General features: G+C 73.8%; 26 protein-coding genes and 8 pseudogenes. 18 read left to right on the top strand and 16 right to left on the bottom strand.

Translation table 11 applies throughout. The features are described from left to right. Positions 1-4: 4 nt before the first annotated feature. From WKH84_RS19605 to WKH84_RS19615, 3 genes are all read right to left on the bottom strand, one after another. The gene (locus WKH84_RS19605; RefSeq protein WP_341854832.1) at positions 5-1,111 is read right to left on the bottom strand and encodes a hypothetical protein; all 1,107 of its coding nucleotides are present in this window, start codon (positions 1,109-1,111) and stop codon (positions 5-7) included. Between the two features lie 120 nt (positions 1,112-1,231). Further along, positions 1,232-2,023 (bottom strand): hypothetical protein, encoded by a 792-nt coding sequence (locus tag WKH84_RS19610; RefSeq protein ID WP_341854833.1) that lies wholly within the window; start codon positions 2,021-2,023, stop codon positions 1,232-1,234. 13 nt (positions 2,024-2,036) lie between these two features. Beyond that, entirely contained in the window at positions 2,037-2,360 is a 324-nt protein-coding gene (locus WKH84_RS19615; protein WP_341854834.1) for a hypothetical protein, read from the bottom strand. A 188-nt stretch (positions 2,361-2,548) separates the two neighbouring features. Here WKH84_RS19615 and sucC point away from each other — a divergent pair. From sucC to WKH84_RS19660, 9 genes and pseudogenes are all read left to right on the top strand, one after another. After that, positions 2,549-3,719: pseudogene (gene sucC, locus WKH84_RS19620) on the top strand (ADP-forming succinate--CoA ligase subunit beta). A 12-nt stretch (positions 3,720-3,731) separates the two neighbouring features. Then, entirely contained in the window at positions 3,732-4,622 is an 891-nt protein-coding gene (gene sucD / locus WKH84_RS19625; protein WP_263311620.1) for a succinate--CoA ligase subunit alpha, read from the top strand. A gap of 207 nt (positions 4,623-4,829) precedes the next feature. Beyond that, positions 4,830-5,693, top strand: a complete 864-nt coding sequence (locus tag WKH84_RS19630; protein ID WP_341854835.1) for a hypothetical protein — start codon at positions 4,830-4,832, stop codon at positions 5,691-5,693. Then, positions 5,639-5,830 (top strand): CPBP family glutamic-type intramembrane protease, encoded by a 192-nt coding sequence (locus WKH84_RS19635; protein ID WP_341854836.1) that lies wholly within the window; start codon positions 5,639-5,641, stop codon positions 5,828-5,830. Before WKH84_RS19630 ends, WKH84_RS19635 begins: the two co-directional genes overlap by 55 nt. A 172-nt stretch (positions 5,831-6,002) precedes the next feature. Then, positions 6,003-6,314 (top strand): annotated as a pseudogene (locus WKH84_RS19640) (metal-dependent transcriptional regulator); the annotation flags it as partial. 149 nt (positions 6,315-6,463) lie between these two features. After that, positions 6,464-6,691, top strand: a complete 228-nt coding sequence (locus WKH84_RS19645; RefSeq protein WP_341854837.1) for a FeoA domain-containing protein — start codon at positions 6,464-6,466, stop codon at positions 6,689-6,691. A 189-nt stretch (positions 6,692-6,880) separates the two neighbouring features. Beyond that, positions 6,881-7,852: a C40 family peptidase gene (locus WKH84_RS19650; protein ID WP_341854838.1), complete on the top strand. Its 972-nt coding sequence runs from the start codon at positions 6,881-6,883 to the stop codon at positions 7,850-7,852. Positions 7,853-7,965: 113 nt separating this feature from the next. Next, positions 7,966-8,415, top strand: coding sequence for a hypothetical protein (locus tag WKH84_RS19655; protein WP_341854839.1), 450 nt, complete (start codon positions 7,966-7,968; stop codon positions 8,413-8,415). After that, entirely contained in the window at positions 8,412-8,789 is a 378-nt protein-coding gene (locus tag WKH84_RS19660; RefSeq protein WP_341854840.1) for a hypothetical protein, read from the top strand. Before WKH84_RS19655 ends, WKH84_RS19660 begins: the two co-directional genes overlap by 4 nt. Here the strand turns inward: WKH84_RS19660 and WKH84_RS19665 are convergent. Then, complete coding sequence (locus WKH84_RS19665; protein ID WP_341856978.1) at positions 8,786-9,289, bottom strand: HAD hydrolase family protein; 504 nt, start codon at positions 9,287-9,289, stop codon at positions 8,786-8,788. The two genes, WKH84_RS19660 and WKH84_RS19665, sit on opposite strands and share 4 nt — an antisense overlap. Before the next feature lie 44 nt (positions 9,290-9,333). Then, positions 9,334-9,627, bottom strand: a pseudogene (locus WKH84_RS19670) (HAD hydrolase family protein); the annotation flags it as partial. Between the two features lie 150 nt (positions 9,628-9,777). Here WKH84_RS19670 and WKH84_RS19675 point away from each other — a divergent pair. Continuing rightward, positions 9,778-10,779, top strand: a complete 1,002-nt coding sequence (locus tag WKH84_RS19675; RefSeq protein ID WP_341854841.1) for an IS481 family transposase — start codon at positions 9,778-9,780, stop codon at positions 10,777-10,779. Between the two features lie 40 nt (positions 10,780-10,819). Here WKH84_RS19675 and WKH84_RS19680 read toward each other — a convergent pair whose 3' ends face one another. Together WKH84_RS19680 and WKH84_RS19685 are read right to left on the bottom strand one after the other, a co-directional pair. Further along, complete coding sequence (locus tag WKH84_RS19680; protein WP_341854842.1) at positions 10,820-11,683, bottom strand: putative RNA methyltransferase; 864 nt, start codon at positions 11,681-11,683, stop codon at positions 10,820-10,822. Positions 11,684-11,916: 233 nt separating this feature from the next. After that, entirely contained in the window at positions 11,917-13,107 is a 1,191-nt protein-coding gene (locus tag WKH84_RS19685; protein WP_341854843.1) for an NlpC/P60 family protein, read from the bottom strand. Positions 13,108-13,130: 23 nt separating this feature from the next. On the opposite strand from WKH84_RS19685, the gene WKH84_RS19690 reads away from it, so the two are divergent. The 4 genes and pseudogenes from WKH84_RS19690 to WKH84_RS19705 all read left to right on the top strand — a co-directional run bounded on the left by WKH84_RS19690 (position 13,131) and on the right by WKH84_RS19705 (position 14,557). Further along, positions 13,131-13,760, top strand: a complete 630-nt coding sequence (locus tag WKH84_RS19690; protein WP_341854844.1) for a hypothetical protein — start codon at positions 13,131-13,133, stop codon at positions 13,758-13,760. Continuing rightward, on the top strand, positions 13,718-13,849 hold the full coding sequence (locus WKH84_RS19695) for a hypothetical protein (protein ID WP_341854845.1): 132 nt from the start codon (positions 13,718-13,720) through the stop codon (positions 13,847-13,849). The genes WKH84_RS19690 and WKH84_RS19695 overlap by 43 nt, the downstream gene beginning before the upstream one ends. Beyond that, positions 13,837-14,058 (top strand): annotated as a pseudogene (locus WKH84_RS19700) (FAD-dependent oxidoreductase); the annotation flags it as partial. The gene WKH84_RS19695 and the pseudogene WKH84_RS19700, both read left to right, overlap by 13 nt. A gap of 142 nt (positions 14,059-14,200) precedes the next feature. Continuing rightward, positions 14,201-14,557: a hypothetical protein gene (locus WKH84_RS19705; RefSeq protein ID WP_341854846.1), complete on the top strand. Its 357-nt coding sequence runs from the start codon at positions 14,201-14,203 to the stop codon at positions 14,555-14,557. Between the two features lie 139 nt (positions 14,558-14,696). Here the strand turns inward: WKH84_RS19705 and WKH84_RS19710 are convergent, their stop codons facing one another. Both WKH84_RS19710 and WKH84_RS19715 read right to left on the bottom strand, forming a co-directional pair. Next, the gene (locus WKH84_RS19710) at positions 14,697-16,217 is read right to left on the bottom strand and encodes an LCP family protein (protein ID WP_341854847.1); all 1,521 of its coding nucleotides are present in this window, start codon (positions 16,215-16,217) and stop codon (positions 14,697-14,699) included. Further along, a complete protein-coding gene (locus WKH84_RS19715; protein WP_341854848.1) occupies positions 16,211-16,657 on the bottom strand; it encodes a hypothetical protein in 447 nt (148 codons plus the stop codon). Before WKH84_RS19715 ends, WKH84_RS19710 begins: the two co-directional genes overlap by 7 nt. A gap of 1,073 nt (positions 16,658-17,730) precedes the next feature. Between WKH84_RS19715 and WKH84_RS19720 the strand changes: the two are divergent. Next, positions 17,731-19,191, top strand: a pseudogene (locus tag WKH84_RS19720) (GuaB1 family IMP dehydrogenase-related protein). Between the two features lie 141 nt (positions 19,192-19,332). Continuing rightward, positions 19,333-20,331 carry a UDP-glucose 4-epimerase GalE gene (gene galE / locus WKH84_RS19725; RefSeq protein WP_341854849.1) on the top strand — a complete coding sequence of 333 codons (999 nt, stop codon included), beginning with the start codon at positions 19,333-19,335 and terminating at the stop codon, positions 20,329-20,331. Between the two features lie 141 nt (positions 20,332-20,472). On the opposite strand, the gene WKH84_RS19730 is transcribed toward galE, so the two are convergent. The 4 genes and pseudogenes from WKH84_RS19730 to WKH84_RS19745 form a co-directional block, all read right to left on the bottom strand. Next, positions 20,473-21,177, bottom strand: a complete 705-nt coding sequence (locus WKH84_RS19730) for a pyridoxal-phosphate dependent enzyme (protein WP_341856979.1) — start codon at positions 21,175-21,177, stop codon at positions 20,473-20,475. Between the two features lie 125 nt (positions 21,178-21,302). Beyond that, positions 21,303-21,872: pseudogene (locus WKH84_RS19735) on the bottom strand (pyridoxal-phosphate dependent enzyme); the annotation flags it as partial. Continuing rightward, a pseudogene (ispF, locus tag WKH84_RS19740) lies at positions 21,861-22,331 on the bottom strand (2-C-methyl-D-erythritol 2,4-cyclodiphosphate synthase); the annotation flags it as partial. The pseudogenes ispF and WKH84_RS19735, both read right to left, overlap by 12 nt. Continuing rightward, a complete protein-coding gene (locus WKH84_RS19745; protein WP_341854850.1) occupies positions 22,328-22,627 on the bottom strand; it encodes a PTS lactose transporter subunit IIB in 300 nt (99 codons plus the stop codon). The pseudogene ispF and the gene WKH84_RS19745, both read right to left, overlap by 4 nt. A gap of 162 nt (positions 22,628-22,789) precedes the next feature. On the opposite strand from WKH84_RS19745, the gene WKH84_RS19750 reads away from it, so the two are divergent. Together WKH84_RS19750 and WKH84_RS19755 are read left to right on the top strand one after the other, a co-directional pair. Then, positions 22,790-23,566, top strand: a complete 777-nt coding sequence (locus WKH84_RS19750; RefSeq protein ID WP_341854851.1) for an IspD/TarI family cytidylyltransferase — start codon at positions 22,790-22,792, stop codon at positions 23,564-23,566. A gap of 36 nt (positions 23,567-23,602) precedes the next feature. Continuing rightward, entirely contained in the window at positions 23,603-23,887 is a 285-nt protein-coding gene (locus tag WKH84_RS19755; RefSeq protein ID WP_341857047.1) for a hypothetical protein, read from the top strand. A 2-nt stretch (positions 23,888-23,889) separates the two neighbouring features. Here WKH84_RS19755 and WKH84_RS19760 read toward each other — a convergent pair whose 3' ends face one another. From WKH84_RS19760 to WKH84_RS19770, 3 genes and pseudogenes are all read right to left on the bottom strand, one after another. Further along, on the bottom strand, positions 23,890-24,174 hold the full coding sequence (locus WKH84_RS19760; RefSeq protein WP_341857048.1) for a hypothetical protein: 285 nt from the start codon (positions 24,172-24,174) through the stop codon (positions 23,890-23,892). A gap of 64 nt (positions 24,175-24,238) precedes the next feature. Then, positions 24,239-24,283 (bottom strand): annotated as a pseudogene (locus tag WKH84_RS19765) (hypothetical protein); the annotation flags it as partial. Between the two features lie 351 nt (positions 24,284-24,634). Then, on the bottom strand, positions 24,635-25,117 hold the full coding sequence (locus tag WKH84_RS19770; protein ID WP_010551260.1) for a CarD family transcriptional regulator: 483 nt from the start codon (positions 25,115-25,117) through the stop codon (positions 24,635-24,637). Between the last annotated feature and the right edge of the window lie 59 nt (positions 25,118-25,176).

Consider the following 25,176-nt stretch of genomic DNA (forward strand, 5'->3'; position numbering starts at 1 on the left):
TGGCTCATCGCCCCCAGCAAGACCTGCAAAGCAGGAAGCCGGCGACGAAGGGGACGGTGAGTCGCTGCACGTCGGCGGCGACGAGGGAGCTCGCCATCTGCGCATCGGCCGAGCGCCACCACATCACCAGCAGGCCCGCGGTGGTCAGCGCGAACCAGCCCGTCCCCGCGGCGATCGACAGGATCGGGAACGGGGCGAGCGGCACCCGGCGCTCCTGGCGCACGCCCCGCACCGCGACCCGCACGAGCGTCGCCGCGACCCAGGCGAAGGAACCGAGATAGGCGAGCAGCGCCGCACAGCCCAGCAGGGTGGAGCCGATCAGCGCCCCGGCGACCGCGCCGAGGACGGCCAGGAACATGCCCAGCGACCCGCCCGCGGCCCGGGTCGCCGCGGCGAGCTCGATGCGCGTGCGCGCGACGGTGGGCCACAGGGTCAGCAGCGTGCCGGTCACGGTCAGGCCCACGAACCCCAGCACGTTCACGATCTGGTGGGCGAGCATCAGCCGTCCCTGCCAGGGCTCGCCCGGGCCGAACGCCATCACCGCGCCGAGCACCGCACCGACGGGGAGCAGACAGGCCGCAGTGATGTAGGCCCTCACCGTGAACGCGAAGCGCGGCGCGAGCGCGGCCCGGATCTGCGCGCCGAGAGCGGCGGCGTACCAGAGCGCCGCCGCGGAGACCGCCAGCGCGCCGAGCACCACCAGCCACGGCCATCCCGGCAAGATCCCGGCGATCGTCACCACCACCCCGGCGGTGAGCGGCCGCGGCCTCGCCAGCTGACGTGGCCGGGACTCCTCGCCCAGGCGGGTCTTCAGCGACGCCTCGGCGAAGTGTCGCCCCCAGACCATGATCGAGGTGGTGATCAGGCCCAGCGTGACCATGTGGACCATCAGCCAGCGAGCCTGCGGCGCCCACTGGTGCACCAGGACCACCATGACCAGCGCGAGCATCCAGCCCATCACGGGGCGGGCGGCACGGCGGTGCCAGGCACCGCGCCCGGTGGCGGGGGAGCGCCTGGCGGGGCGAGGACCAGGGGCGGGGGACGACGGCTCGGAGGACGACGGCTCAGGAGCCGACGGCTCGGGAGGAGACGGCACAGGGGAGGACGGCACGGTGCAGGACCACCTCGGGCGTGATCCCGGTCGGGACGGCAGGCGACCGGTCGGGAACGGGCAGGGACCGTTCCAGGCTAGGACCGGCCGAGGACGCTCCGTCCGGCCATGGTCCCGACGTCAGGGCACCACGCTCGGCCGCTCGGGCCGCCGCGTCACGGTCGCGTCGTCACGCGTCCCGAGCGGGGCGGACCGATGCTCGTTCGGGAGCGGTGCGCGCAGCGCTCGACGCGCGCTCAGCGGTCGCGGGGATCCTCGGCCTGGTCGATCCGCTCCCTCGTCGCGCTTCCACTGCGCGTACAGACCCGCGCCGAAGCTCACCACCACGATCAGCCCGACTGCGATCAGCACGGTGGTGAAGGGGATCGGGATCCCGGCGGCGGCGAGCACCGCCCAGATCACCACCAGCGAGAGGCCGATCAGCAGGGCGTCGCGCAGGGCGCGCATGATGCGCGGGAAGATGTTCGCGCGCTCGACGTGCCGGCTCGCGACGGCGTAGTACGCGGCGGCCTCGCGACGACGCTCCTCGCCGGAGGGGCGGGAGCGCTGAGCGGTGCCCGTCCCGCCGTCCCGGTCCGAGGAGCGATGCCGGCCCTCCCCGTCCGAGGGACGGCGCCCGTCGGCGGCGGGACGCTCGCCGGGCGCGGGACGCTCGTCGGTCGCGGGACGACCGTCGGCCGAGGAGCGCTCGCGGGCCTGCTCGCTCCGCGGCTCCCGGCGCTCGTCGCGCTCGTCGGCTCCGGCCGACGTGCGCGGTTCGTCCTCCCGCCAGCCCTCGTCGACCGCGCGCCCGGCGGCGCGGAAGTAGCCGCCGGCGCGGTCGCCGGCCCGTCGGGCGGCGTCCTTCGCGGCAGGGGCCTGCTTGCGGGCGGTGTTCCGCGCCGCCTTCACATAGATGTTCCAGTCGGCCATGGCTCTCCTCGCCTCAGCGGTGCCAGTCGCCGCGGTCCCGCGGGTCCAGGTGCTCGATGCGCCGGTGGTCCCGGGGCCGCCGGTCGTCCTCGCGGAAGCGGATGTCCCCGCCGCCACGGGGCTCCCGCCGCGGACGCGGGTTCCGGGCACGGCGCTCGTAGTAGTACGACAGGGCGACGTTCAGTGCGAGGGTGATGCCCACGGACAGCACGAAGCCGCCCAGGGTCGAGCGCATGCCCAGCAGGCGCAAGACGATGAACAGCACCCCGATGGCGACGATGCTGAATCCGAGGTGGTCTCGCACGCGCTGGACGAGGTCGCGGGAACGGCGGCTCATCGTCCCATCGTAGACGCGGCGCCTGGACGCGAGCCGGACGGGATGAGAGTCGCGCCACAGTCCCCTTCTGTGTCGGGCCCGGGTCCGGCGGGGCCTGCGGACGCGTTACCCTGGCGGTGTTCCCAGGGGTGGCATCGAGGCCAGTGCGGCCTGCCGCCCACTGCCGACATCGAGAGGAAAAGCACCCCGTGGACCTGTATGAGTACCAGGCCCGCGATCTCTTCGAGAAGCACGGCGTGCCCGTGCTCGGAGGAGTCGTCGCGGAGGACCCCGCGACCGCCAAGGCCGGCGCAGAGAAGCTCGGCACCCCGGTCGTCGTCGTCAAGGCCCAGGTGAAGACCGGTGGTCGTGGCAAGGCCGGCGGCGTGAAGGTCGCCAAGTCCCCCGAGGAGGCGGAGCAGAAGGCCTCCGAGATCCTCGGCATGGACATCAAGGGCCACACCGTGCACCGCGTGATGATCGCGGCCGGTGCGGACATCGCCGAGGAGTACTACTTCTCGCTCCTGCTGGACCGCGCCAACCGCAACTACCTGGCCATGTGCTCGGTCGAGGGCGGCATGGAGATCGAGCGAGCTCGCCGTCGAGCGGCCCGAGGCCCTCGCCCGCGTGGCCGTCGACCCCAACGTCGGGATCGACGAGGCCAAGGCGAAGGAGATCGTCGAGGCAGCGAAGTTCGACGCCGAGACCGGCGCGAAGGTCGCCCCCGTCTCGCAGAAGCTGTGGGACGTCTACCGCGAGGAGGACGCGACCCTCGTCGAGGTCAACCCGCTGGTCAAGACCGGCGCCGGCGACATCGTCGCGCTGGACGGCAAGATCACCCTGGACGACAACGCCGCGTTCCGCCACGAGGCCCACGCCGAGCTCGTCGACGTCACCTCCGAGGACTCGCTGGAGACCAAGGCGAAGGCCCTGGACCTCAACTACGTCAAGCTCGACGGCGAGGTCGGCATCATCGGCAACGGCGCGGGGCTGGTCATGTCCACCCTCGACGTGGTCGCCTACGCCGGCGAGAAGCACGGCGTCAAGCCCGCGAACTTCCTGGACATCGGCGGCGGCGCGAGCGCCGAGGTCATGGCCAACGGCCTCGACGTCATCCTCGGCGACGAGCAGGTCTCGGCCGTGTTCGTCAACGTCTTCGGCGGCATCACCGCGTGCGACGCGGTCGCCAACGGCATCGTCGGCGCCCTGAAGAAGCTCGGCGACGCGGCGACCAAGCCGCTCGTCGTCCGCCTCGACGGCAACAACGTCGAGGAGGGCCGCAAGATCCTCGCGGACTTCGCCCACCCCCTCGTCACCCAGGCCGACACCATGGACGGCGGCGCCGCGAAGGTCGCCGAGGCCGCCGCCGCAGGAAAGTGAGCAAGACCCGACATGTCTATCTTCCTTGATGAGAACAGCAAGGTCATCGTCCAGGGCATGACGGGCTCGGAGGGCATGAAGCACTCCCAGCGCATGCTCGACTCCGGCACGAACATCGTCGGCGGCGTGAACCCGCGCAAGGCCGGCCAGTCCGTGTCCTTCGAGGGCGGCGCCGAGGTGCCCGTCTTCGGCACCGTGGCGGAGGCCATGGAGGCCACCGGCGCGAACGTCTCGGTGGTCTTCGTGCCGCCGAAGTTCGCCAAGTCCGCCGCGCTCGAAGCTATCGACGCCGAGATCCCGCTCCTGGTGATCATCACCGAGGGCATCCCGGTCAAGGACTCCGCCGAGTTCTTCAACTACTCGCAGGCCAAGGGCACGACCCGCATCATCGGGCCGAACTGCCCGGGCCTGATCAGCCCCGGCAAGTCCAACGCGGGCATCACCCCCTCGAACATCACCGGTGCGGGCAAGCTGGGCCTGGTCTCCAAGTCCGGCACCCTGACCTACCAGATGATGTACGAGCTGGCCGACATCGGCTTCACCACCGCCATCGGCATCGGCGGCGACCCGGTCATCGGCACCACCCACATCGATGCGCTGAAGGCCTTCGAGGCCGACCCCGACACCGCCGGCATCGTCATGATCGGCGAGATCGGCGGCGACGCCGAGGAGCGCGCGGCCGAGTACATCAAGGCCAACGTCACCAAGCCGGTCGTCGGCTACGTCGCGGGCTTCACCGCCCCGGAGGGCAAGACGATGGGCCACGCCGGCGCGATCGTGTCCGGCTCCGCCGGCACCGCGCAGGCGAAGAAGGAGGCCCTCGAGGCCGCCGGCGTCAAGGTGGGCAAGACCCCCACCGAGACCGCCGATCTCATGCGCGAGATCATCAAGGGCCTCTCCTGATCCCTCTCGCCCAGCGCTCCTGAGCGCGAGGCCTTCGTGCCCCGGACCCGCACGGTTCCGGGGCACGTCGCCGTCCAGGGGAGGAGCGGTGCCGTGGCCCGACGGGCAGGTCTCAAGCGCTGAGTCGTTCCGGACCGCAGGAGCAGGGTGCGGATCTCCTCCGGGAGGAGGAGGCGCCTCCGTGCGGCCGCAGGACAGGATCGGGGCATGACCGCTGCTCCCGCCCATCGCCCCGCCCCCTCCGATCGCGGGCCCGGTGCAGGCCGCGCTGTCCCTCCCTCTGATCCTGCGCCCGCCGTCGGACCCGGTGCGGACCCCGCCGCCCCTCCCGCTGATCCTGGGCCCACCGGCCGGACCGCCCGAGCGGACAGCCCCGCCGTCGTCGGCATCCTGCTGGCGCTGTTCGTCCTCGCGATCGCGGTGACGGCCTGGCGCCATCCCGACGGGGTGGTGGTCTCCCGGGACCCCGGCTACGCCCCGATGCCGGTCCTCCTCCTGCTCGTCCCGGCACTGGCCGCGATGGCGCTCACCGCGCTGTCGCCGCGGGGACGCGGCGCGGCGGAGCTGAGCGTGCGGCGAGGTTCCGCCCTGCGCGCCGAGTCGGCGGTGCCGCTGGGCCTGGTCCTCGCCTTCCCGCCGCTCGTGCCGCTGCTGCCCACCGGGGAGGACTACGTGCTGGCGAAGGCCGCGCTGTTCCTGCTGGTCCCGTCGGTCGTGCTCGCGCTGTCCGCCCGGCGCAGAGGCGCCTCGATCATGATCCGACGACCCGAGGTCGGCGCAGCGGTGATCGCACCGCCCGCCCTCGTGCTGGGCGTGCTCTCGACCGTCGGCCCCTTCTCCTCGGGCGGCCCCGCGAGCTGGCCGCCCCTCGAGGTCCTGCTGATCGCGGCGACGGCGACCGCGATCACCGCCGGTCTCGGCGAGGAGCTCATCTACCGCCGCTTCCTGCAGACCCGTCTCGAGGCGCGCTCGGCCCGTGGACCGGACTGCTGCTCGCCTCGCTGCTGTTCGGCCTCATGCACGTCCTCAGCCACGGGGGAGGGGCCTGGTGGGAGAGCGCCGCGCAGGTGATCGCGCCGCAGGGCACCACCGGGATCGCGCTGGGCCTGATGTGGCGGCGCTGGCGACGGCTGTGGGTGTGCGTCCTCGCGCACGTCCTGCTCAACGGCCTCGGGGTGCCGCTCCATCTCCTGGGGTCGCTGGGGTGAGGGCAGGGTGGGGAGCCGCGACCCGGGGATCCGTCGGTCCGATCCGATCCTGCCCTCGCTCGGCCCGGGGCGAACGGGGCGTCCGACGTCGGCGCGCCCGATAAGCTGGACGTCGCCAGTCGCGCTGACCGAGGAGGGGCCTGTGTCCGGAGATCTCATCGACACCACCGAGATGTACCTGAAGACGGTGTTCGAGCTCCACGAGGCCGGGATCGCCCCGATGCGCGCCCGCATCGCCGAACGGCTCGGGCACTCCGGACCCACCGTCTCCCAGACGGTCGCCCGGATGGAGCGCGACGGGTCGCTCCACCTCGACGACCAGCGCCGCATCCGCCTCACCGCCGAGGGCGCCGAGGTCGCGACCGACGTCATGCGCAAGCACCGCCTCGCCGAACGGCACCTGCTGGACGTGATCGGGCTGGACTACGCCCACGTCCACGAGGAGGCCTGTCGCTGGGAGCACGTGATGAGCCTCGAGGTCGAAAAGCGCCTCGCCCGCCAGATCACCCCGCCCTACGTCGATCCCTACGGCAACCCCATCCCCGGCCTCGCGGCCCTCGGGATCGAGGAGACCCGGGCCACGGACGAGGGTAAAGACGAGACCTCCGCGGTCCAGGAGCGCGCGGCGCGGTCGTGGACGGCCAGAGCCGCGAGGTCCGCCTCGAGCGCATCGGCGAGCGGCTCCAGAGCGATGTCGAGTCGCTCGGCGAACTCGCACGTCACGGCATCCTTCCCGGGGTACGGCTCGCAGTGGAGCGGGTGGGGGCGAGCGTCGTCCTCCGAGGCCCCGAGGGCGGGGAGGTGGCGCTCGGCGACCTCGACGCCGACCAGCTCCACGTGACCCCGATCGCCGCCGGGTAAAGCCTCCGTCAAGCCCTTCCCCAGAAGCTTCCAGTCATACTGACGAGGGCGCGACCAGTCCGTAGTCTCGAGGGCGTGTCGCGGCGCAGAGGTTCGCGACATCCCTTCCGGAAGCCCCGCCGCGCACCGGAGAACAGGGTGCGAGACGTGACTACGCGCGGGGGCTGAGCCCGGGGCTGGGAGCGATTCGTGTCGAACACCGTGCACCACACCCACCGCCGCGCCATGCGCACCGTCACCCCCGTCTCCCGCGCCGGTCGCGCAGGGGCCGGAGCGGCGATGGCCGCGGCGATGCTGTTCGGTGGCGCCGCCGCCGCGACCGCCGAGCCGCAGGCCGATGCCCCCCGCGCCGACGCCGGCGCCGCGGTCTCGCCCGCCGTCGCCGCCCCCGCCGTCGGCATCCCCGCCGCGGGCGGTGCCGAGGACGCTGAGGGGGACGAGGCCGCCGTCGCCGCCCTCGCCCCTGCCGCCGGCACCGCCTTCTCCGTCGAGGTCGGCCCGACCGCCGAGGAGATCGCCGCCGCCGAGGCCGCCGAGCGCGAGGCCGCCGAGCAGGCCGCGCAGCGAGGAGGCCGCCGAGCAGGCCGCGCAGGAGGAGGCCGCGCAGGAGCAGGCCGAGGCGCAGGAGACCGAGTCCGCCGACGAGCAGACCGAGACCCGCGAGGACGACTCCGCGGAGACCTCCTCCCGCTCCAACGAGCGCGAGGAGCCGGCCGAGGACGAGCAAGCAGGAGAGCGGCCGCGGACGAGTCCCGCGGCTCCGAGCGCTCCGAGAGCGGCTCCTCCGAGGAGCAGGAGGAGTCCGCCCCGGCCCCGTCCGCCGCCAAGGGCGGCTCCATCCTCGCCACCGCCCGCTCCGGCATCGGCACCCCCTACGTCTACGGCGGCACCTCCCCGTCGGGCTGGGACTGCTCCGGCTTCGTGCAGTGGGTCTACGCCCAGCACGGCATCAGCCTTCCCCGCGGCGCGGCTGACCAGGCCGCCGCCGGCACCGTGATCCCGCGCTCCGAGGCCCGCCCCGGCGACCTCGTCTACAAGCCCGGTCACATCGGCATCTACGCCGGCGGCAACCAGTTCGTCGACGCCGGCAACAGCCGCGTGGACACCTCCGAGCGCAACATCTACTCCGGCGGCTGGACCTTCATCCGCATCGGCGGCTGAACGACCCTGCCCCTCGACGGCCCCGCCGCGCCCCTCCCGGGCGAGGCGGGGCCGTCGACATGCGTGGGCGAGGACACGGCGACGGACGAGACGCACGGCGGTACCGTGTCCTGGTGTCCTCCCTGCGCGACCTGCTCTCCGTCCTGTCGCTGACCGCGGCGACGCTCGGCGCCCTCTGGTCGCCCGGCGCATGGATCGAGCGCAACGTCGTGGACCAGGAGGGGTTCCTCGCGATCACCCAGCCGCTCGCCGAGGACGCCACCCTGCGGCGCTCCCTCACCGACAGCGCCGTGGACGAGGCGCTGGACCACGAGCTCGTCCCCGGGTTCGTCGCCGACCGGGCCACGCCGCTCCTCCAGGAGCAGGCCTCGAAGGTCACCGGCACCGAGGCCTACACGGAGGTGTGGGACCGGGCGATGGTCGAGCCGCACGGTGCGCTGTTCACCCCCGGCGCCTCGCCCCTGGACGTGGACCTGTCGCCGCTCATCGACTCCCTGCTCACCGGGGTCGAGGACACCCTTCCGCTGATCGACGACCTGCCCCGCCCGGGGAGGCGAGCGTGACCCTGGCCAGCATCCCCGACGTGCCGCTGCTGCACCGCGCCACCGTGCTGGACCCCTGGGCGCACCGGGCCGGACCGATCGCCCTGGGCCTGGCCGTGCTCGCCGTCCTCGTCGCCGGGCACCGTCGCCTCATGCTCACGCTCGCCGGGATCGGCACCGTGCTCGCCGGGCTCGCGACCTGGGCTGCCACCACCCGCATCGAGGGCCTCGTCCCCGACGCCGTCGACCAGGCGGTGTTCCTCGGCCCGATCGTGCAGGCCTTCGAGCGGCGCTTCGCCGCCGAGGTGATGCCCCAGGGCGTCATCATGCTCGGGGCCGGGGCGCTGGTCGCCGCCGCCGGACTCGTGCTGATCGAGGCGCGCCGCAGCAGCTAGAGCATGCCGAGGCGGGCGAACGCCTCCTCCACGCCGTGCTCGGACGGGGGAGCCACCTCCATGTCCGCCGCGGCGAGCACCTCGGGACGGGAGCCGCGGATCGCGACGCCCGTGCCCGCGGCGCGCAAGATCCCCAGATCGTTCGGTCCGTCGCCCACCGCGACCGTGTCCTCGATGCCCACCCCCAGGTGCTCGGCCGCCAGGCGCGGCCCGTCGGCCTTGTCGACCTCGACGAGGTGCGGCTCCCCGGAGCCGCGGCCGTCCTCCGAGATCGAGTTCGGCGGCGCCCGACCTCCGGACCGATCTCCGCAGCGAGCCGCTGGATCGGCACCGGCGAGCTCCACACCGAGATCTTCGCGAAGGAGACGGAGGCCGGATCCTCGGGGACCGAGATCGCCTCGAGGATGTCGGCGAAGCCCCGCCCCAGCTCGCCCGCGGCGGGGACGGGCGCCCCGCGGCGGCGACGCTCGAGCCGATCGGCCGACGAGGCCGAGCACCACAGCGCCTCGGGCGCCTCGAGCGCATAGGCGGCGCCGTGCGCCTCGAGCGACTCGACCGTGCGCCGGGCGAGCGCGGCGGGGAAGCGCACATCGCGCAGCGACTCCTCGCCGATCCGGAGGTGCCCGCCCGCCGAGGTGATCATGCCGTCGAACAGCGCGGCGACGTCGGAGGCGACGATCGAGGCGGGCCGACCGGTGCTCAGCAGGATCGCATGGCCGGCCGCCCGGGCGGCGAGCACCGCCTCGGCCTGGGCGCGCGGGACGATCCCGCTCTCGGCGAGGGTGCCGTCGAAGTCGAGGAAGGCGGCACGGCGGCGGAAGGGGGCGGACGAGGACACGACGCTCCTGGGGTGGGACGGACGGGACCCTCAGCCTAGGTGTTGCGGGTCATGACGTTGTGGACGCTGGCCGGGGATGAGGGAACGGGCCCCGTGACCGGCACGATGGGTGGTGTCTAAGCAACCATCTCGCAGGAGGGGACCCGTTCCGTGACCCACCGTAATGCCCCGCTGACGACGCTTGGAAGGCAGCGAGCCGTCGACCAGGTGATCGGGAGAGGCCGTCCGATCGCGCACGTCGCCGCGGAGTTCCACATCTCCCGTTCGACCCTGTCGAAGTGGGTCGGCCGCTACCGGGAGCATGGCGAGGTCGGTCTGCAGGACCGCTCCAGCGCACCGGCGAAGCGACCCACCCGGCTCCCGGTCTGGGTGCTCGAACTGATCGAGTCCTGGCGACGGGAGAAGAAGTGGTCCGCCCGTCGGATCGCCCGCGAACTCACCGACGGCCACGGCTTCGCATGCCGCGTGCGGACGGTGACTCGCTGGCTGGACCGGCTCGGATTGAACCGGGTCCGGGACATCACCCCGGACGGAGAGAACCTCCGCCGACCTGGGAAGATCCATGCCCGCTATCCCGGGCACATGGTCCACATGGACGTGAAGAAGATCGGCAAGCTCCGCGACGGCGGCGGGTGGTGGGCGCATGGCCGCGGTTCCGTGCAGGACAAGAAGAAGCACTCGCAGCGGATCGGTTACACCTACCTCCACTCGATCATCGACGGGTTCTCCCGCCTGGCCTACACCGAAGCACTCGAGGACGAGACCGCCGCAACGACCATCGCGTTCTTCCACCGAGCCCGGACGTTCTTCACCGCGCACGGCATCACGCGGATCTCCCGCCTGATCACCGACAACGGCAGCAACTACACCGCCAAGGCATTCCGACGGTCAACCAGGGCATTCATCGGCCGGCACCAGCGCACCAGGATCTACACGCCCCGCCACAACGGGAAGGTCGAGCGCTACCAGCGGATCATGACCGACGAATGCCTCTACGCCCGCGCCTACGACTCAGAGAACGAGCGGCGAGACGCGATCAGGATCTGGGTCCACCACTACGACTACCATCGCCCGCACACCGCCTGCAGCGATCAGCCCCCAGCCTCACGACTCCATACCGGCGTCGATAACGTCATGGCCAACTACACCTAGGCGAGGGGCGGCGTCGAGCCTGGGCGGGAGCGGCGAGCGCTCAGCGCGGACGGTGCAGGCTGGCGAGCACCGAGACGGTCACCTCGCGGGGCGCCCCGCCGGGGCCGTCGGGGCCGTCGAGGGCGGCGGGGTCGACGTGTCGGGCGCTGGGGGTCATCGCGACCAGGTCCCGGGCCATCGCGTCGTCGAGGGCGACCGTGAGCCGCGGCGGCCGGGAGTCCTCGACGGTGAAGTGCGGGGCGAGCGCCTCGGCGAGCCGCTCCTCCTTGCGCGGGTCCGGCCGGACCATCCCCGGCACGTGCTCGCGCGGCTCGGCCAGGTGCTCGGCCGCGGGCCTCACCACGAGCAGGTGCCCGCCCGGTCGCAGCACCCGCGCGAACTCCGCCGGGTTCCGGGGCGCGAACACGTCCATCACGAGGTCGACGCCGGCATCCCGCAGGGGGAAGGGCGAGAACACGTCCCAGCCGGCCGCGGCGGCCCGGTCGTGGGCGCGGGCGGCGAAGCGCAGGGCCCGCGGTGCGGTGTCCACGCCGAGGCCCTGCGCCCCGGGGACGCGGTCCAGCACCGAGGAGAGGTAGTGGCCGGTGCCGCGGCCGATGTCGAGCACGCGCGGATCGTCCGTGCCCTCGAGCGCCCGGGCGGCGAGGTCCGCGGTGAGCGCCCGCAGGGCGTCGTACGCGCCGGTGGAGAGGAAGGAGTCCCGGGCCCGGGCCATGTCGTCGTCGTCCCCGCTGATGGGGGCGCCGCCGGGCAGCAGCGAGACGTACCCCGCGCGGGCCAGGTCGAAGCTGTGGCCGCTCGGGCAGCGGAGGGTGCGATCGGTGAGCGCGAACGGCTCCCGACAGTGGGGACACAGCGGCGCGTTGAGCCAGGGGAGCAGGGCGGCGGGGACGGGACGGGACACGACCGACAGCGTACGTCGCGTCGCCGCCGGGCCCGTCAGACGGCCGACGTGCCCGGGGCGCGGCCGGCCGGCCGGTCCCGCCCGAGAACGCGCCGGGTCCGCCGCCGATCGGCTTCTTCCGCTCGCCCGGCACATGCGGCAGGCCCGGCCCCGTGGTTCGGGACCGGGCCTGCGGCGCGGCGGTGCCGAGCGCCTCGGCGAGGGAGCCGGGGCTCAGCGGGTGAGCTGGCGGCTCAGCGGTAGGTGACGAAGTCGGTCGGGTTGCCCCAGATCTCGCGCTCGACGACCTGCTGCTTGGAGCCGGAGGCGTCGATGATCTTGCCGTCGCCGGAGTAGATCGCGATGTGGCCGGGCCACACCACGAGGTCGCCGGGCTGCAGCTCGGACTGCGAGATGCTGGTGCCCGCGGCGGCCTGCTGGTCGCTGGTGCGGGGCACGTCGATGCCTGCCTGACCGTAGGCGTAGGCCACCAGGCCCGAGCAGTCCATGCCGCTGAGCGAGGACTCGCCCCAGGAGTAGGGGGTGCCGACGGCGGTGCCGGCCGCGTCGACGATCGCATTGCCGGAGGTGGAGGTCGAGGCGGTGCTGACCGACGCGCCGCCGGTGGACACGGAGGTGGTCGAGGAGGTGGTCGCGGTGCTCGAGTCGACCGAGCCGCTCCCGCCCTCGAGGGCGGCGCGGGTGTCGCCGCCGACCACGCCGTCCACGGCGATGCCGGCGGAGGACTGGACGTCCTGGACGGCGGCCTCGGTCATCGAGCCGAAGAAGCCGGTGACGGGCGGCTCGGCGCCGCGGTCGTTGAGCGCGGACTGGAGCCGCTCGACGGAGGCGCCGGAGTCGCCGCGGCGCGCGTCTCGGCCGAGGTGGAGGCGGTGTCGGCGGCCGGGGCCTGCTCGGCGGCGGAGGTGGACTGCGAGGAGGAGGAGTCCTCCATCAGTGCCAGGTCGTTCGCGTGGGCGGCGCCGCCGGTGAAGGCGGTGCCGAGCGCGACCGAGCCGAGGACGGCGGCGCCGCCCGCTCCGGCCGCGGCGCGGCGGGCGGGGAGGAGCGGGGTGCGGGCGCGGCCGAGCGCGCGGTGCGAGTTGTTCAGAGCCATGATGCGGTGTGTTCCTAACGGCCTCGGGGCGAGGCGGGTGTCTGCTGGTCCGTGCGTCCTGCGGTGACGACCCTCGGGGAGGGGGATCGTGCCCGGCTCCCCGGGCGGGGAGGCCGTTACCGTGCCGCGCGGCCGCACCGCGGGGCGGGTGCCGGGCCGATGGGCTGTGGACGTGGCATCCACGGTAGGAGCCGGGCCCCGGGGAGGAACACCGAGTTGAAAGGGCCGCCCCCTCGTTTTGAACGAGGTTTTGCCCGCGCCGGGCGAGCATGGTGCGACTTGGTGTGACTTGACGGTCCGTGGGGGATCTGGGCCACATCATCGGCATCGGCGCGAGGCTAGCCTGAGGCGGTGACTGAGACGACCCATTACGACATCGCCCTCATCGGCTCCGGCTCGGCGAACTCCTTCCCGGGCCCCGATCTCGCCGACCGCACCATCGTGCAGATCGACCGGGGCGTCGGCCCCGACCGCGTTTTCGGCGGGACCTGCCTGAACCTGGGTCGCATCCCCACGAAGATGTTCGTGCACACCGCGGATCTCGCGGCGACCCCCGCGGACGCGGCCCGCTTCGGCCTGACCGAGCGCCTGCAAAGACGTGGACTGGCCGGCGATCCGCGACCGCATCTTCGGGCGCATCGACCCGATCACCGCCGGGGGCGAGGCCTACCGCCGCGACCACGAGGACAACGCGAACCTCACCCCGCTGCGCGGCACCGCCCGCTTCGTGGGGGAGAAGGAGCTTCACGTCGACGGCAACGACGGCGACCAGCGCGGATCACCGCCGACACCATCGTGCTCGGCGCCGGCTCCCGCCCCGTCCTCCCGCCGATCGACGGGCTCGCGGACCTCGCCCCGCACACCTCCGACACGATCATGCGCGTGGAGGCGCGCCCGCCTCCCTCGCGATCCTCGGCTCCGGGGTGGTCGCCGTCGAGATGGCGCACGTGCTCTCCGCCCTCGGCGTCGAGGTCACCCTGATCGCCCGCTCGCAGCGGGTGCGCGCGCCGCCGACGCCGACATCTCCGCGCGCCTCACAGAGATCCTCGGCGAGCGGGTGCGCCTGGTGACCGGCTTCGACACCACCTCGGCCCGGCGCACGGCCGACGGGGTCGAGCCGCGGGGCACGCAAGAGGGCCGCGAGGAGACGCCGCGGGCCGAGGAGTCGCTCGTCGCCGTCGGCCGCCGCCCCAACTCCGACCTGCTGGACGTGCGGGCCGCGGGGATCGACGTGGCCGAGGACGGCCGCGTCGAGGTCGACGCGTACCAGCGCGTTCTCGCAGGGGGAGAGGTGCGCGAGGGCGTCTTCGCCTTCGGCGACCTCTCCAGCCCCCACCAGCTCAAGCATGTCGCGAACCACGAGCGGCGGATCGTGCGGCACAACGTCTCGCACCCCGAGCAGCCTGCGGCGCTCCGACACGATGCCGGTCCCGAGCGGCGTGTTCACCCATCCCCACGTCGCCTGGGTGGGGATGGACGAGGAGACCGCGCGCGCGAGCGGCCGCGAGGTGCGCGTGGCGGTGCAGGAGTACGCCTCGATCGCCTACGGCTGGGCGCTGGAGGACACCACCGGCTTCGCGAAGATCATCGCGGACGCGGAGACCACCGAGATCCTCGGCGCCCACCTGATCGGCCCCGAGGCGACGACGCTGATCCAGCCGCTGATCCAGGCGATGAGCACCGGGCAGACCGCCCGCGACATCGCCACCACCCAGTACTGGATCCATCCGGCGATGCCCGAGCTGATCGAGAACGCGCCGCTCCAGCTCGTGGACTGATCCGGCTCGCGGACCGATCCCGCTCGCGGACTGATCCAGCTCGCGGACCGACCAGCGTCGGTCTCCCGGGACACGGAACGGGGGCGGCCCTGGGCATCTGCCCCGGGCCGCCCCCGGCTCCCCGCGTCGAGGGAGGTCCTCAGCCCTCCGCGCCCGGCAGGCAGGATTTCAGCGGGTCCTGCTCGATCTCCGGCGCGTCCGTCGGGGTCGCCTCCTCGGTGGGCGCCGAGGTCGTCGCGCTCGAGGACTCCTCCTCCGTGGTGGTCTCCTCCTCCGTGGTGTTCTCCTCGGAGGTCGGCTCCTCGGTGGTCGCGGTGTCCTCCTCCGGCGGGGCGCCCGTCTCCGCGGGCTCGGTCGAGCCGGGCTCGGTCTCGCCCTGCACCGACTCCGGCGGGTCCTTCTTCATCGAGTCCTGGATGGAGGCGTCGACCCACTCCTCGAGGTACTCCCAGTCCGGGTTCCCGGAGAAGGTGACGTCCTGCGTGATCGGGTACGAGGTGAAGCCGCCGTCCTTGATGCGCAGAGCGAGCTCCACGAAGGCGTCGACGTTGCCGACGGGGATGTCGGTCTGGATGTTCTCCTCGGTCGCGGTCACCAGGCGCGGGATCGACAGGGCGAGGGAGGTGGGGTCCGCCTCCTCGCTCACGGCGCGCACGATGCGCCGCTGGCGGCACATGCGGTTGAAGTCGTCGGAGCCCTCGCGGGAGCGGGCGTACCACAGCGCGTGGTAGCCGTCGAGCTTCTGCTCGCCGGGCTCGATGTAGCCCTCGACCTCGCTCGCGCCGCCGCCGATGGGGATCCGCCGCTCGACGACGAGGTCCACGCCTCCCAGGGCGTTGACGAGGTCCTCGAAGCCCTTGAGGTTCACCATCGCGTAGTAGTCGGTGGAGATCCCGAGGGTCTCCTCGACGGCCCAGCGGGTCGCGGTCAGGCCCGGCTCGGGATCGCCCGGGAACAGGTCCTTGTTCTCCTCGGCCCACGCCCACACGGCGTTGATGAGGTTCTCGTTCTTCCCGTAGTAGTCGAAGCCGTCGGGGAACTCCTCCGCGGCGACGGTCCCCTCGGGGAACTCGACGTTCTCGAGGTTGCGGGGGATGGAGAACAGGGCGGTCTGGCCGGTCTCCGTGTCGATCGAGGCGACCATGATGGTGTCCGGCCGGGTGCCGGTGCGGTCGGCGCCGGCGTCCTGGCCCAGGAGCATGATGTTCAGGCGCGGGGTGTCCGCCCACGGGTCCGGGCCCTCGGCGAAGCCGTCGCCGTCGCCGCCGAACACGCTCGTGGAGCCGAACAGGCCCTGCGGCGCCCAGAGCGACTGCACGCCGCGGCCGAAGGGCACCGCGACCGCGATGACCATCACGGCCGCCAGGGCGAGGGCGAGATACCGCTTGGCGCCCTCGAGCCGCTCCTTGGTGGTCTGGGCGAGGTTGGCCAGCACGATCTGCAGGCACCACACGAGGCCGACGACGACCACCACGACGAGCGCGCCGATCAGCACGCCGCGGTGGGTGCCCAGCGTCGCCGCGATCCGCAGCGGGTCGCCGATCACGAGGATCGCCGCGATCGACGCGACCGCGAGAAGGAGCACGGCGAGCATGATCACGCCGATCTGCCGCATCCGCGTGGTGACGAGGCCGGAGCCGGGCAGTGCGGAGGTCAGCACGGTCCAGCCGGCGACCTTCGCGAGGGAGCCGTCGTCCGACGAGGGACGGTCGCCGCCGGAGCGCGAGTCGCCGGAGCCGCCGGAACCGCGCGGCCTCCGCCGGAGGCCTCTCCGCCCCGACCGCCGCTCTCGCGGCTCGCGCCGCCGCCGGCGTCACCGGTGCTCGCGGCGCCGGAGGCTGCGATGCCGGTGCTCGCGGCGGTGGCCCCGGCTCCTGCCCCGAGAGCGGCCGCGGCGACGGGACGGTCCCGGTCCTCCTCGCGGTCCTCGTCCCGCGGTGCGTCGTGGTCCGCGGCGGGGGCCGCGGAGGCGGCAGAGGTGCCGGGCTCGTCCGTGTCCGTGTCCGTGTCCGTGCCCGTGCCGCGTGCGGCGCGGTCGTGCGCGAGGGCGTTCTCCTCGTCGTGGGGAGAGGCGTGCTCCGCATCGTCCTCGGGCTCCATGGGGGAGGGGACGACGGGGGCGACCTCGTGACCGGGGGCGAGAGGCGCCTCGGCCGGCGCGGGCGTCTGGTCGGACGTGGTCCAGGCGTCCTGCGGGGAGGAGCTCGCAGAGCCCGCCGCCGAGGCGCCGGCCGCCGCCGCGGTGCCCGCGGCCGCCGCGGTGCCGGAGCCGGCCGCGGTGCTCGGGGCGGATGCGGTGCCCGAGGGGGCGCTGGCGGAGCCGCTCCCGGAGGGGGTGGCGCTCGCCGGCGTCGCCCCGTCGGCCGGGGTCGGGACGCCCGCGCACGCCGTCCGCGCGGGGACGGGGACGGTGCCGACGCGCCCGGGCCGCCGTCGGCGGAGGTCTCGAGCCGCTCGAGGGGGAAGGCGGCGCGCCGTCCACGGGGCCGGCGCGGGACGGCCCGCTCGGGCCCCCGCGGCGCGGACGCACCGGTCTGCTCCGCTCCCGAGGAGGACGGCGCGATGCCGTTGGTCGCAGAGGCCGTCGCAGCAGGCTCGTCCGAGCGAGGTGCGCGCCCGGGAAGGAGCGGCGCTCGGCGGTGTGCGGCAAGGAGCCGGTCGAGGCCGAGGACGCCCGCGACGCGGACCGTGCGCCTCGGACGGTGCGCGAGGAGCTCGAAGGAGTCGTGGCACGGGGTGCGGGGGCCTCCGCCGGACGCGCCTCGTCGGTCCGGGCGTCGGTCTCCCGCGGGCCCGCGGGGCGCTCGTCGGCAGGTCGGTCGTCTGCGGTCCGCTCGTCGGCCGGCGCCTCGGGTGCCGAGGGCGCGGGGGCGGGCGTCGCCGCAGTGTCGATCCAGGTGCGCTTTGGGTTCGGGGCGCCGAAGGCCGCGTCACGGTTCCGTCGAGCCTGCTCCTTGGGGAGCGGCGTGGATTCCGCGCGTCGGACCGGTTGCTGCCTGTGCCGTCCGGACCGACGGCGGGCGCGGCGCGGGGCCGAGAAAGGGTCCGTCATACGCCACATCCTAGGGATATGCCCGCGACAGGACGCACAGATCACTGTGTGGACCTCGTGGAGGTCCGCTCCCGGGCACCGCACGGGACCGCTCTCGCGCACCGTACGTAGCATGGTGCCCATGCGCCTGGCCCATACCCCGACGACCGACCTGACCTATGACGACTGCTTCTTCCTGCCCGGTCGTTCCGCGATCACCTCCCGCTTCGACGTCGACCTCGGCAGCGACGACGGCACCGGCACCACGATCCCGCTGATCGCCGCGAACATGACCGCTGTCACAGGGCGTCGCATGGCGGAGGTCATGGCGCGCCGCGGCGGCCTCGCCGTCCTCCCGCAGGACCTTGCGCCCGAGCGCATCGACTCGATCGTCCGCTCCGTGAAGTCCCGGGACCTGCTCGTGGACCACCCGCTCACCCTGACCGTCCACGGCACCCTCGGCCAGGCCGCGGACCTGCTTGCCCAAGCGCCCCCACGGCATCGTGGTCGTGATCGACGAGGACCGCCGCCCCCTTGGCACCATCTCCGCCGAGGAGATCGCCGGTCGGGACTCCTTCGCCCAGGTCGGCGACGAGCTCAGCACCGACGTGCCGATCCTGACCCCCGAGGACCTCGAGGTCGAGCCCGCGCGCCTGCACGCCCGCATCGCCGCGACCCACCACGACGCCGCCGTGGTCGTGGACGCGGAGGGCGTCGCGCGCGGAGTGCTCACCGCCACCGGCGTCTTGCGCTCGACCATCTACCGCCCGGCCACCGACGCCGAGGGCCGCCTGCGCATCGCCGTCGCCGTCGGGATCAACGCCGACGTCGCGGGCCGGGTCCGCGACCTCGTCGACGTCGGCGCGGACGTGGTCGTGCTGGACACCGCCCACGGCCACCAGGACAAGATGATCGAGGCGATCCGCACCGCACGGGCCGAGCTCGGCCCCCGCGAGGGGACGGCCGTGCGCCTGGCCGCGGGCAACATCGTCACCGCCGAGGGCACCCGCGAGCTGATCGAGGCCGGCGCCGACATCGTCAAGGTCGGCGTGGGCCCGGGCGCCATGTGCACCACCCGCATGATGACCGGCGTCGGCCGCCCCCAGTTCTCCGCCGTGCTCGAGTGCGCGGCCGAGGCCCGCCGCCTGGGCGGCGCGTCTGGGCCGACGGCGGCGTGCGCCATCCCCGCGACGTCGCCCTCGCGCTCGCCGCCGGCGCCTCCAACGTGATGATCGGCTCCTGGTTCGCGGGCACCTACGAGTCGCCCGGGCAGATGCGCACCGACGAGTCCGGACGCCGCTACAAGGAATCCTTCGGCATGGCTTCCAAGCGGGCCGTCTCCCACCGCACCGCCCACGAGGACGCCTTCGCCCGGGCCCGCAAGGGCCTGTTCGAGGAGGGCATCTCCACCTCCCGGATGTACCTCGCCGACGGCCGCGGCGGCGTCGAGGATCTCCTCGACGAGATCACCGCCGGGGTGCGCTCCTCCTTCACCTACGCGGGCGCGGCCAGCACCGAGGAGTTCCGCGAGCGGGCCGTGATCGGGCCGCAGAGCGCCGCCGGCTACGCCGAGGGCCGTCCGGTCGTCAGCTCCTGGAGCTGACCGACGGCGGGTGGCCGGGCGGAGCCTCCCGACCGGTCGCCCCGCCGCGCCCGGAGCGGCCTGCCCGGTCGGCCACCGCCCGCAGGCCGGTCGGGCGTGGGGAGGTCGGGGCGCGCGGCGGCGGCCGGTAGGCTTCGGACCATGACGACTCTCGTGATCGGTGGTGCCGGATACATCGGGTCGCACGTGGTGCGACTCCTCCTGGAGCAGGGGCGGCAGGTGGTCGTGGTCGACGACCTCTCGACCGGCCTGCGCGACCGGACGGAGGGGGCCGAGCTCATCGAGCTCGACGTCACCCTGCCCGATGCGCGCGAGAAGCTCGCCTTCCACCTGCGGGCCTCCGGAGCGGACTCGGTGATCCACTTCGCCGCCCACAAGCAGGTCGGGGAGTCCGTCGAGAACCCGGAGATGTACTGGCACGACAACATCGCGGGCCTGGCCAACGTGCTCGCGGCCTGTGCGAGCGCCGGGGTGCGGGACGTGGTCTTCTCCTCCTCCGCCGCCGTCTACGGCGTGCCGGACGTGGACCTGGTCACCGAGGACCTCGCCCCGCGGCCGATCAACCCCTACGGCGCGACCAAGTACGTGGGGGAGTGGATGCTGGCCGATGCCGAGCGCGCCCACGGCATGCGCACCGTCGCCCTGCGCTACTTCAACGTCGCCGGCGCCGGCTGGCCCGAGCTCGCGGACACGGCCGTGATGAACCTGGTCCCGATCGTGCTCGACCGTCTCGAGCAGGGGAAGGCCCCGATCGTCTTCGGTGACGACTACGACACGCCCGACGGCACCTGCATCCGCGACTACGTGCACGTGCTCGACCTCGCCCACGCCCACATCGCGGCGCTGGACTACCTGCGCGGCGAGGAGCGGCCCCACCGCACCTTCAACGTCGGCACCGGCGAGGGCTCGAGCGTGCTCGAGGTGATCGAGGCGATCGCCCGCGCGAAGGGCATCGAGATCACCCCCGAGATCGGGGAGCGCCGCGCCGGCGACCCCGCCCGGCTGATCTGCTCCGCCGACCGCATCGCGAAGACCCTCGGCTGGAAGTCCGAGCACGGCCTGGACGACATCGTGCGCTCCGCGGTCGAGGCCCGCTCGGCGGGGATCACGCCCGACGTCGAGGCGTATCCCGAGGCCTGAGACCCCCTGCCGCCTGATGCCACGGCGCCCCTGCTCCACGAGGAGCAGGGGCGCCGTTCTGCGTGGGTCTCTGCGTGGGGCGTCCCGGGCGTGCGCCCGCCGCCGCCGGGAGCGCTCCCGTTCAGGGAAGAGAGCGGCCGCTCAGGTGAGATAGCGGTAGATCGGGTCGTGCGGGTCGATCCGCTCGATCTCCATGTTCGAGGCCGCCATGCGCGCCATCAGCGGCTCGAGGTCCTCGCGGTGCCCGATCTCGAGGCCCACCAGCGCCGGGCCCTCCTCGCGGTTGTTGCGCTTGATGTAGTCGAACAGCACGATGTCGTCGTGAGGACCCAGCACCCGGTCCAGGAAGCGGCGCGGCGCGCCCGGCTCCTGCGGGAAGGTCACCAGGAAGTAGTGCTTGAGCCCCTCGTGGACGAGGGACCGCTCGACCACCTCGGTGTAGCGGGAGACGTCGTTGTTGCCGCCGGAGACGACGACCACCACGTCCCCGCCGTCCTCGCCGGGGCGGGCGATGCCCTCGATCACGCCGGTCGCCACCGCGGTCGCGGCGAGCGCCCCGGCCGGCTCGGCGATGATCCCCTCGACCTGGTACAGCTCGAGCATCTGGGTGCACACCGCGCCCTCGTCCACCGCGACCAGCTCGGGACCTATCGCCTGCACCATCCGCGGCGGGCCCGCGCCCACGCGGCGCACCGCCGCGCCGTCGACGAAGCGGTCCATCTCGTGGAGCGCGACCGGTCGACCCGCACGCACCGCCGCGGCCATCGAGACCGCGCCGGCGGGCTCGACGCCGACGATCCGGGTGGAAGGGCGGCGCTCCCGCGACCAGGCGCCGCGGCCGCCCAGCGACCCGCCGCCGCCGACGGGCGCGCACCATCGTGCCCAGCTCCCGGCCGTGCTCCTCGCGCAGGCTGCTCGGCGGCCTCGAGCGCGACGGTGCCCTGGCCGGCCATGATCGTGGGGTGGTCGAAGGGAGGGACCTGCACGGCGCCGGTGCGCTCGGCGTCGTCGGCCGCGGCCTCCGCGGCGTCGTCGAAGGTGTCCCCGATCAGCACCAGCTCGACCAGGTCCCCGCCGATCGAGGTGATTCGCTCGCGCTTCTGCCGCGGCGTGGTGCTGGGGACGTAGATCCGGCCGGACACCCCGAGGGTGCGGCAGGCCTGGGCCACGCCCTGGGCGTGGTTGCCCGCGCTCGCCGCGACCACGCCTGCCTCGCGCTGATCGGCGTCGAGGGAGTCGAGGAAGAGGTGGGCGCCGCGCGGCTTGTAGGAGCGCACGGGCTGGAGGTCCTCGCGCTTGAGCCAGACGTCCGCTCCGGCCAGGGCGCTCAGGCGCTCGCTGTGCTCGAGCGGGGTGCGGCGCACCGTCGTGCCCAGGCGCTCCGCGGCCTGCTCGACGTCCGGGGCGCGGACGGGCAGCGGCGGGGACTGTTCGGAGCGGGAGGCGGTGGTCATGCTCCGTCCTCCTCGGGGCGGGTCTGCTCGGGTGCGCGGCCGGTCCCGGAGGCGCCGTCCGCGGGCACGAGCGGCCGCGGTCGCCATCGCGGCCAGGCCCTCGCCCCGGCCGGTCAGCCCGAGCGCGTCGGTGGTGGTGCCGGAGACGGCGACGGGGGCGCCGGCGGCGGCGGTCATCGCCGCGCAGGCCTCCTCGCGGCGGCGGGACAGCCGTGGCCAGTTCCCGATCACCTGCACCGAGATGTTCCCGATCTCGTAGCCGGCCTCGCGGACCAGGCGCGCGGCCTCCCCGAGCGACCGGGAGCCCGAGGCGCCCTCCCACTCGGGGCGGCCGACGCCGAAGTGCGTGCCGAGGTCGCCGATCCCGGCGGCGGAGAACAGGGCGTCGCAGGCGGCATGGCAGGCGACGTCGGCGTCGGAGTGCCCCTCCAGAGCCCGCTGGCCCTCCCAGCGCAGGCCCGCGATCCACAGATCGCGCGGGGAGTCCTCGGGTGCGGCGGCGTGCACGTCCACGCCGATGCCGATCCTGGGCGCCGCGGCCGTCATCGGGTCCCGTCCGGGTCGATGCGCTCCAGCAGGCGGTCGATGTCGTCGAAGGTGACCTTCGGGTTCGTGCCCAGCAGGAGGGGCATCCCGGAGACGCGCGGGATGCCGAGGGCGTCGGGCAGGTCCACGGTGGAGACCACGAGGTCCGCGTGGAAGTCCGGGGAGAGCAGGTCCATCACCGTGGCCTGCACGACGGTGACGCGGCGGCCTCGGGCGGCGATGTGCTCGCGCACTTGCTCGGCGACCAGCGCGGAGGTCGCGATCCCGGCGCCGCACACGATGGCGATGGTGAGCATTCGAACTCCTGGTGCAGGGGAAGCGGGGGCGGGCGTCCCGGGGCGCGACGAAGGCGCCGACGGTCCGCCGACGGGGTCGATTCTGTCACGTCCGGTCCGCACCGGGCAGGCGGAGGTCCCTCCCCGGACGGTCCGCGCCCCACCACCGTCTACGATGCCTGCGTGAACCAGCCCCGCCGCTCGTGCCCGGCCCGTCCCGTCGGACGGGCCGCCGGCGTCGTGCTCGCCGGGGGCTCCGGCACCCGGGTCGGGGCGGGCATCAACAAGGCCTTCCTGCGGCTGTCCGGGCGGAGCATCGCCGCCTGGGGTCTGAACACCCTCGCCAGCGTCGAGGGGGTGGGGATCCTCGTGTTCGTGGTCCGCCCCGAGGACCTCGAGCACGCCCGCTTCGTGGAGGCGCGCGAGACCGATGTGCCGCTGGAGATCATCCCCGGCGGGGACACCCGCCAGGAGTCCGAGCTGGCGGCCCTGCGCCATCTCGCCGACCGGATCGACAGCGGCGCGGTGGACACCGTGCTGATCCACGACGCGGCCCGCCCGCTGGTCTCCCACGGGCTGGCCTCCGCGGTGTCGCACGCCGCGCGCGAGCACGGCGGCGCGGTCCCCGGGATCCCGGCCGTGGACATCGCCCCGGTCGCGCCGGGGGAGCGGCTCGCCGGCCCGGGGGAGCAGGGCGCCGGTGCGGGGGAGCCGGGCGCCGGACCGCTCGTGCGCGTGCAGACCCCGCAGGGCTTCCGCGCCGCGACCATCCTGGACGCCTACGAGGCGGCCGCGCGCGACGGCTTCGTCGGCACCGACACCGCCTCCTGCGCCGAGGAGTACACGGACATCCCGGTCACCTGGGTGCGCGGCGAGGAGACCAACTTCAAGATCACCTACGCCCAGGACCTCCTCCTGGCCCAGGACGTGGTCAGCGCGCTAGGTTTGAGGTCTTCGTGAGGAGGAGACGATGAGCGTCGAGGAGAGCTTCCTGCGGTGCACCGCGTGCGAGCAGGACGCGGAGCACGAGGTGGTCTATGCCGGGCGCTTCGTGTCCCAGATCCGCCGCACCGGCCGCGGCGCGGTGACCCGGCTGGACGTCTCGGAGGACTACCTCCCCGACCTGCGTCAGCGCATCTCCAGCAAGCCGCGCCGGCTCATGCGGCGGCGCGCCGCGATCCGGGCGAGCTCGCGACCAGCCTCCCCGAGCGCACGCTGTCCAAGCCGCCGCGGATGGCGCAGGAGTTCCGCACCGTCTGGCGCGGCCGCCAGGACGGCTGAGCTCAGCCGCGGCGGGCCAGCCCCCGTCGGTGCGAGGTGTCCCGGGCCAGGCCCAGCGAGATCTGCGCCTGCCACAGGGTGAGCCGGTCCAGCACCGCGAAGCCCGAGTGCGATCCCTGGACGGTCCCCACCCGGGCGCCGGCGGCCAGGGCGGCGTGGATCTCGTCGAAGCGCCCGCACGGAGGGGCCTGCTCCGCGCGGGGGCGCGCCGGGTCGAGGGCCGTCTCGAGCACGTCGCGCCGCAGCAGGCGGGGGCTCTGGAGGCCGGCGAGGGTGGAGCGGTCCACGTTGCGCGACCCGCCCGGCGGCGACCTCCTTGACCGAGTCGGTCATCGCGACCACCGGCACCACCGCGTCCAGGCCTCCGTGCAAGGAGGCGAGCACCTCGGCGATCACGGTCTGCGGGGTCAGGGCGCGCTCGGCGTCGTGGACGAGCAGGAGCGGGTCGTCGCAGACCTCGAGCGCGACGCGGCGCCCGTCGGCGGTCCCCGTCGGCCGCGAGGACCGTCAGGCGCGGGTCGAGCAGCGACCGCAGGTGTCCCGCCGCCTCGGAGCGGGCGACGACGACCGGGGCGGGCAGGCCCAGCGCATGGAGGGTGCCCAGCGACCGCTCGATCAGGCGCGAGCCGCCGAGCGTCTCGAGGGACGGCGTCTCGGCGTCGTGCGAGATCCCCGGTGCGGGCGGCGCCAGGGCGAGCACGAGCGGTCGGATCCGCCCCGGGGCGGACGAGGACGTCACCGGGGCGCTCAGGAGGCGAGGACCTCGTCGAGGATGGTCTCGGCCTCGGCCTCGTCGGTCTTCTCGGCGAGGGCGAGCTCGGAGACGAGGATCTGGCGCGCCTTGGCCAGCATCCGCTTCTCCCCGGCGGACAGGCCGCGGTCCTGGTCGCGGCGCCACAGGTCGCGCACGACCTCGGCGACCTTCTTGACGTTGCCCGAGGCGAGCTTCTCGACGTTGGCCTTGTAGCGGCGGGACCAGTTCGTCGGCTCCTCCGTGTACGGCTGGCGGAGCACCTCGAAGACCTCGTCGAGGCCCTCCTTGTCCACGACGTCGCGGACGCCGACGAGGTCGACGTTGTCGGCGGGGACCTCGATCGTGAGATCGCCCTGGGCGACCTTGAGCTTGAGGTAGGTGCGGTCCTCGCCCTTGATGGTGCGGGTCTTGACCTCCTCGATGAGCGCGGCACCGTGGTGCGGGTAGACGACGGTCTCGCCGACAGCGAAGTTCATGTGGTGGGTCCCCTTTCCGGCGCTCATCCTACCATCCGGGTCGGATGGTGAAACGCCCG

This window comes from Brachybacterium sp. GPGPB12 (assembly GCF_038396325.1).
Lineage (GTDB): Bacteria > Actinomycetota > Actinomycetes > Actinomycetales > Dermabacteraceae > Brachybacterium > Brachybacterium conglomeratum.

Coding starts and splice junctions, on each gene's coding strand:
- WKH84_RS19715 (WP_341854848.1), bottom strand. CDS start 16,657: ATGGAGCCCGAGGACGATGCGGAGCACGCCTCTCCCCACGACGAGGAG.
- WKH84_RS19610 (WP_341854833.1), bottom strand. CDS start 2,023: ATGGCCGACTGGAACATCTATGTGAAGGCGGCGCGGAACACCGCCCGC.
- sucD (WP_263311620.1), top strand. CDS start 3,732: ATGTCTATCTTCCTTGATGAGAACAGCAAGGTCATCGTCCAGGGCATG.
- galE (WP_341854849.1), top strand. CDS start 19,333: ATGACGACTCTCGTGATCGGTGGTGCCGGATACATCGGGTCGCACGTG.
- WKH84_RS19635 (WP_341854836.1), top strand. CDS start 5,639: ATGCACGTCCTCAGCCACGGGGGAGGGGCCTGGTGGGAGAGCGCCGCG.
- WKH84_RS19695 (WP_341854845.1), top strand. CDS start 13,718: ATGGCGCACGTGCTCTCCGCCCTCGGCGTCGAGGTCACCCTGATCGCC.
- WKH84_RS19615 (WP_341854834.1), bottom strand. CDS start 2,360: ATGAGCCGCCGTTCCCGCGACCTCGTCCAGCGCGTGCGAGACCACCTC.
- WKH84_RS19685 (WP_341854843.1), bottom strand. CDS start 13,107: ATGCCGATGATGTGGCCCAGATCCCCCACGGACCGTCAAGTCACACCA.
- WKH84_RS19705 (WP_341854846.1), top strand. CDS start 14,201: ATGCCGGTCCCGAGCGGCGTGTTCACCCATCCCCACGTCGCCTGGGTG.
- WKH84_RS19770 (WP_010551260.1), bottom strand. CDS start 25,117: ATGAACTTCGCTGTCGGCGAGACCGTCGTCTACCCGCACCACGGTGCC.
- WKH84_RS19630 (WP_341854835.1), top strand. CDS start 4,830: ATGACCGCTGCTCCCGCCCATCGCCCCGCCCCCTCCGATCGCGGGCCC.
- WKH84_RS19745 (WP_341854850.1), bottom strand. CDS start 22,627: ATGCTCACCATCGCCATCGTGTGCGGCGCCGGGATCGCGACCTCCGCG.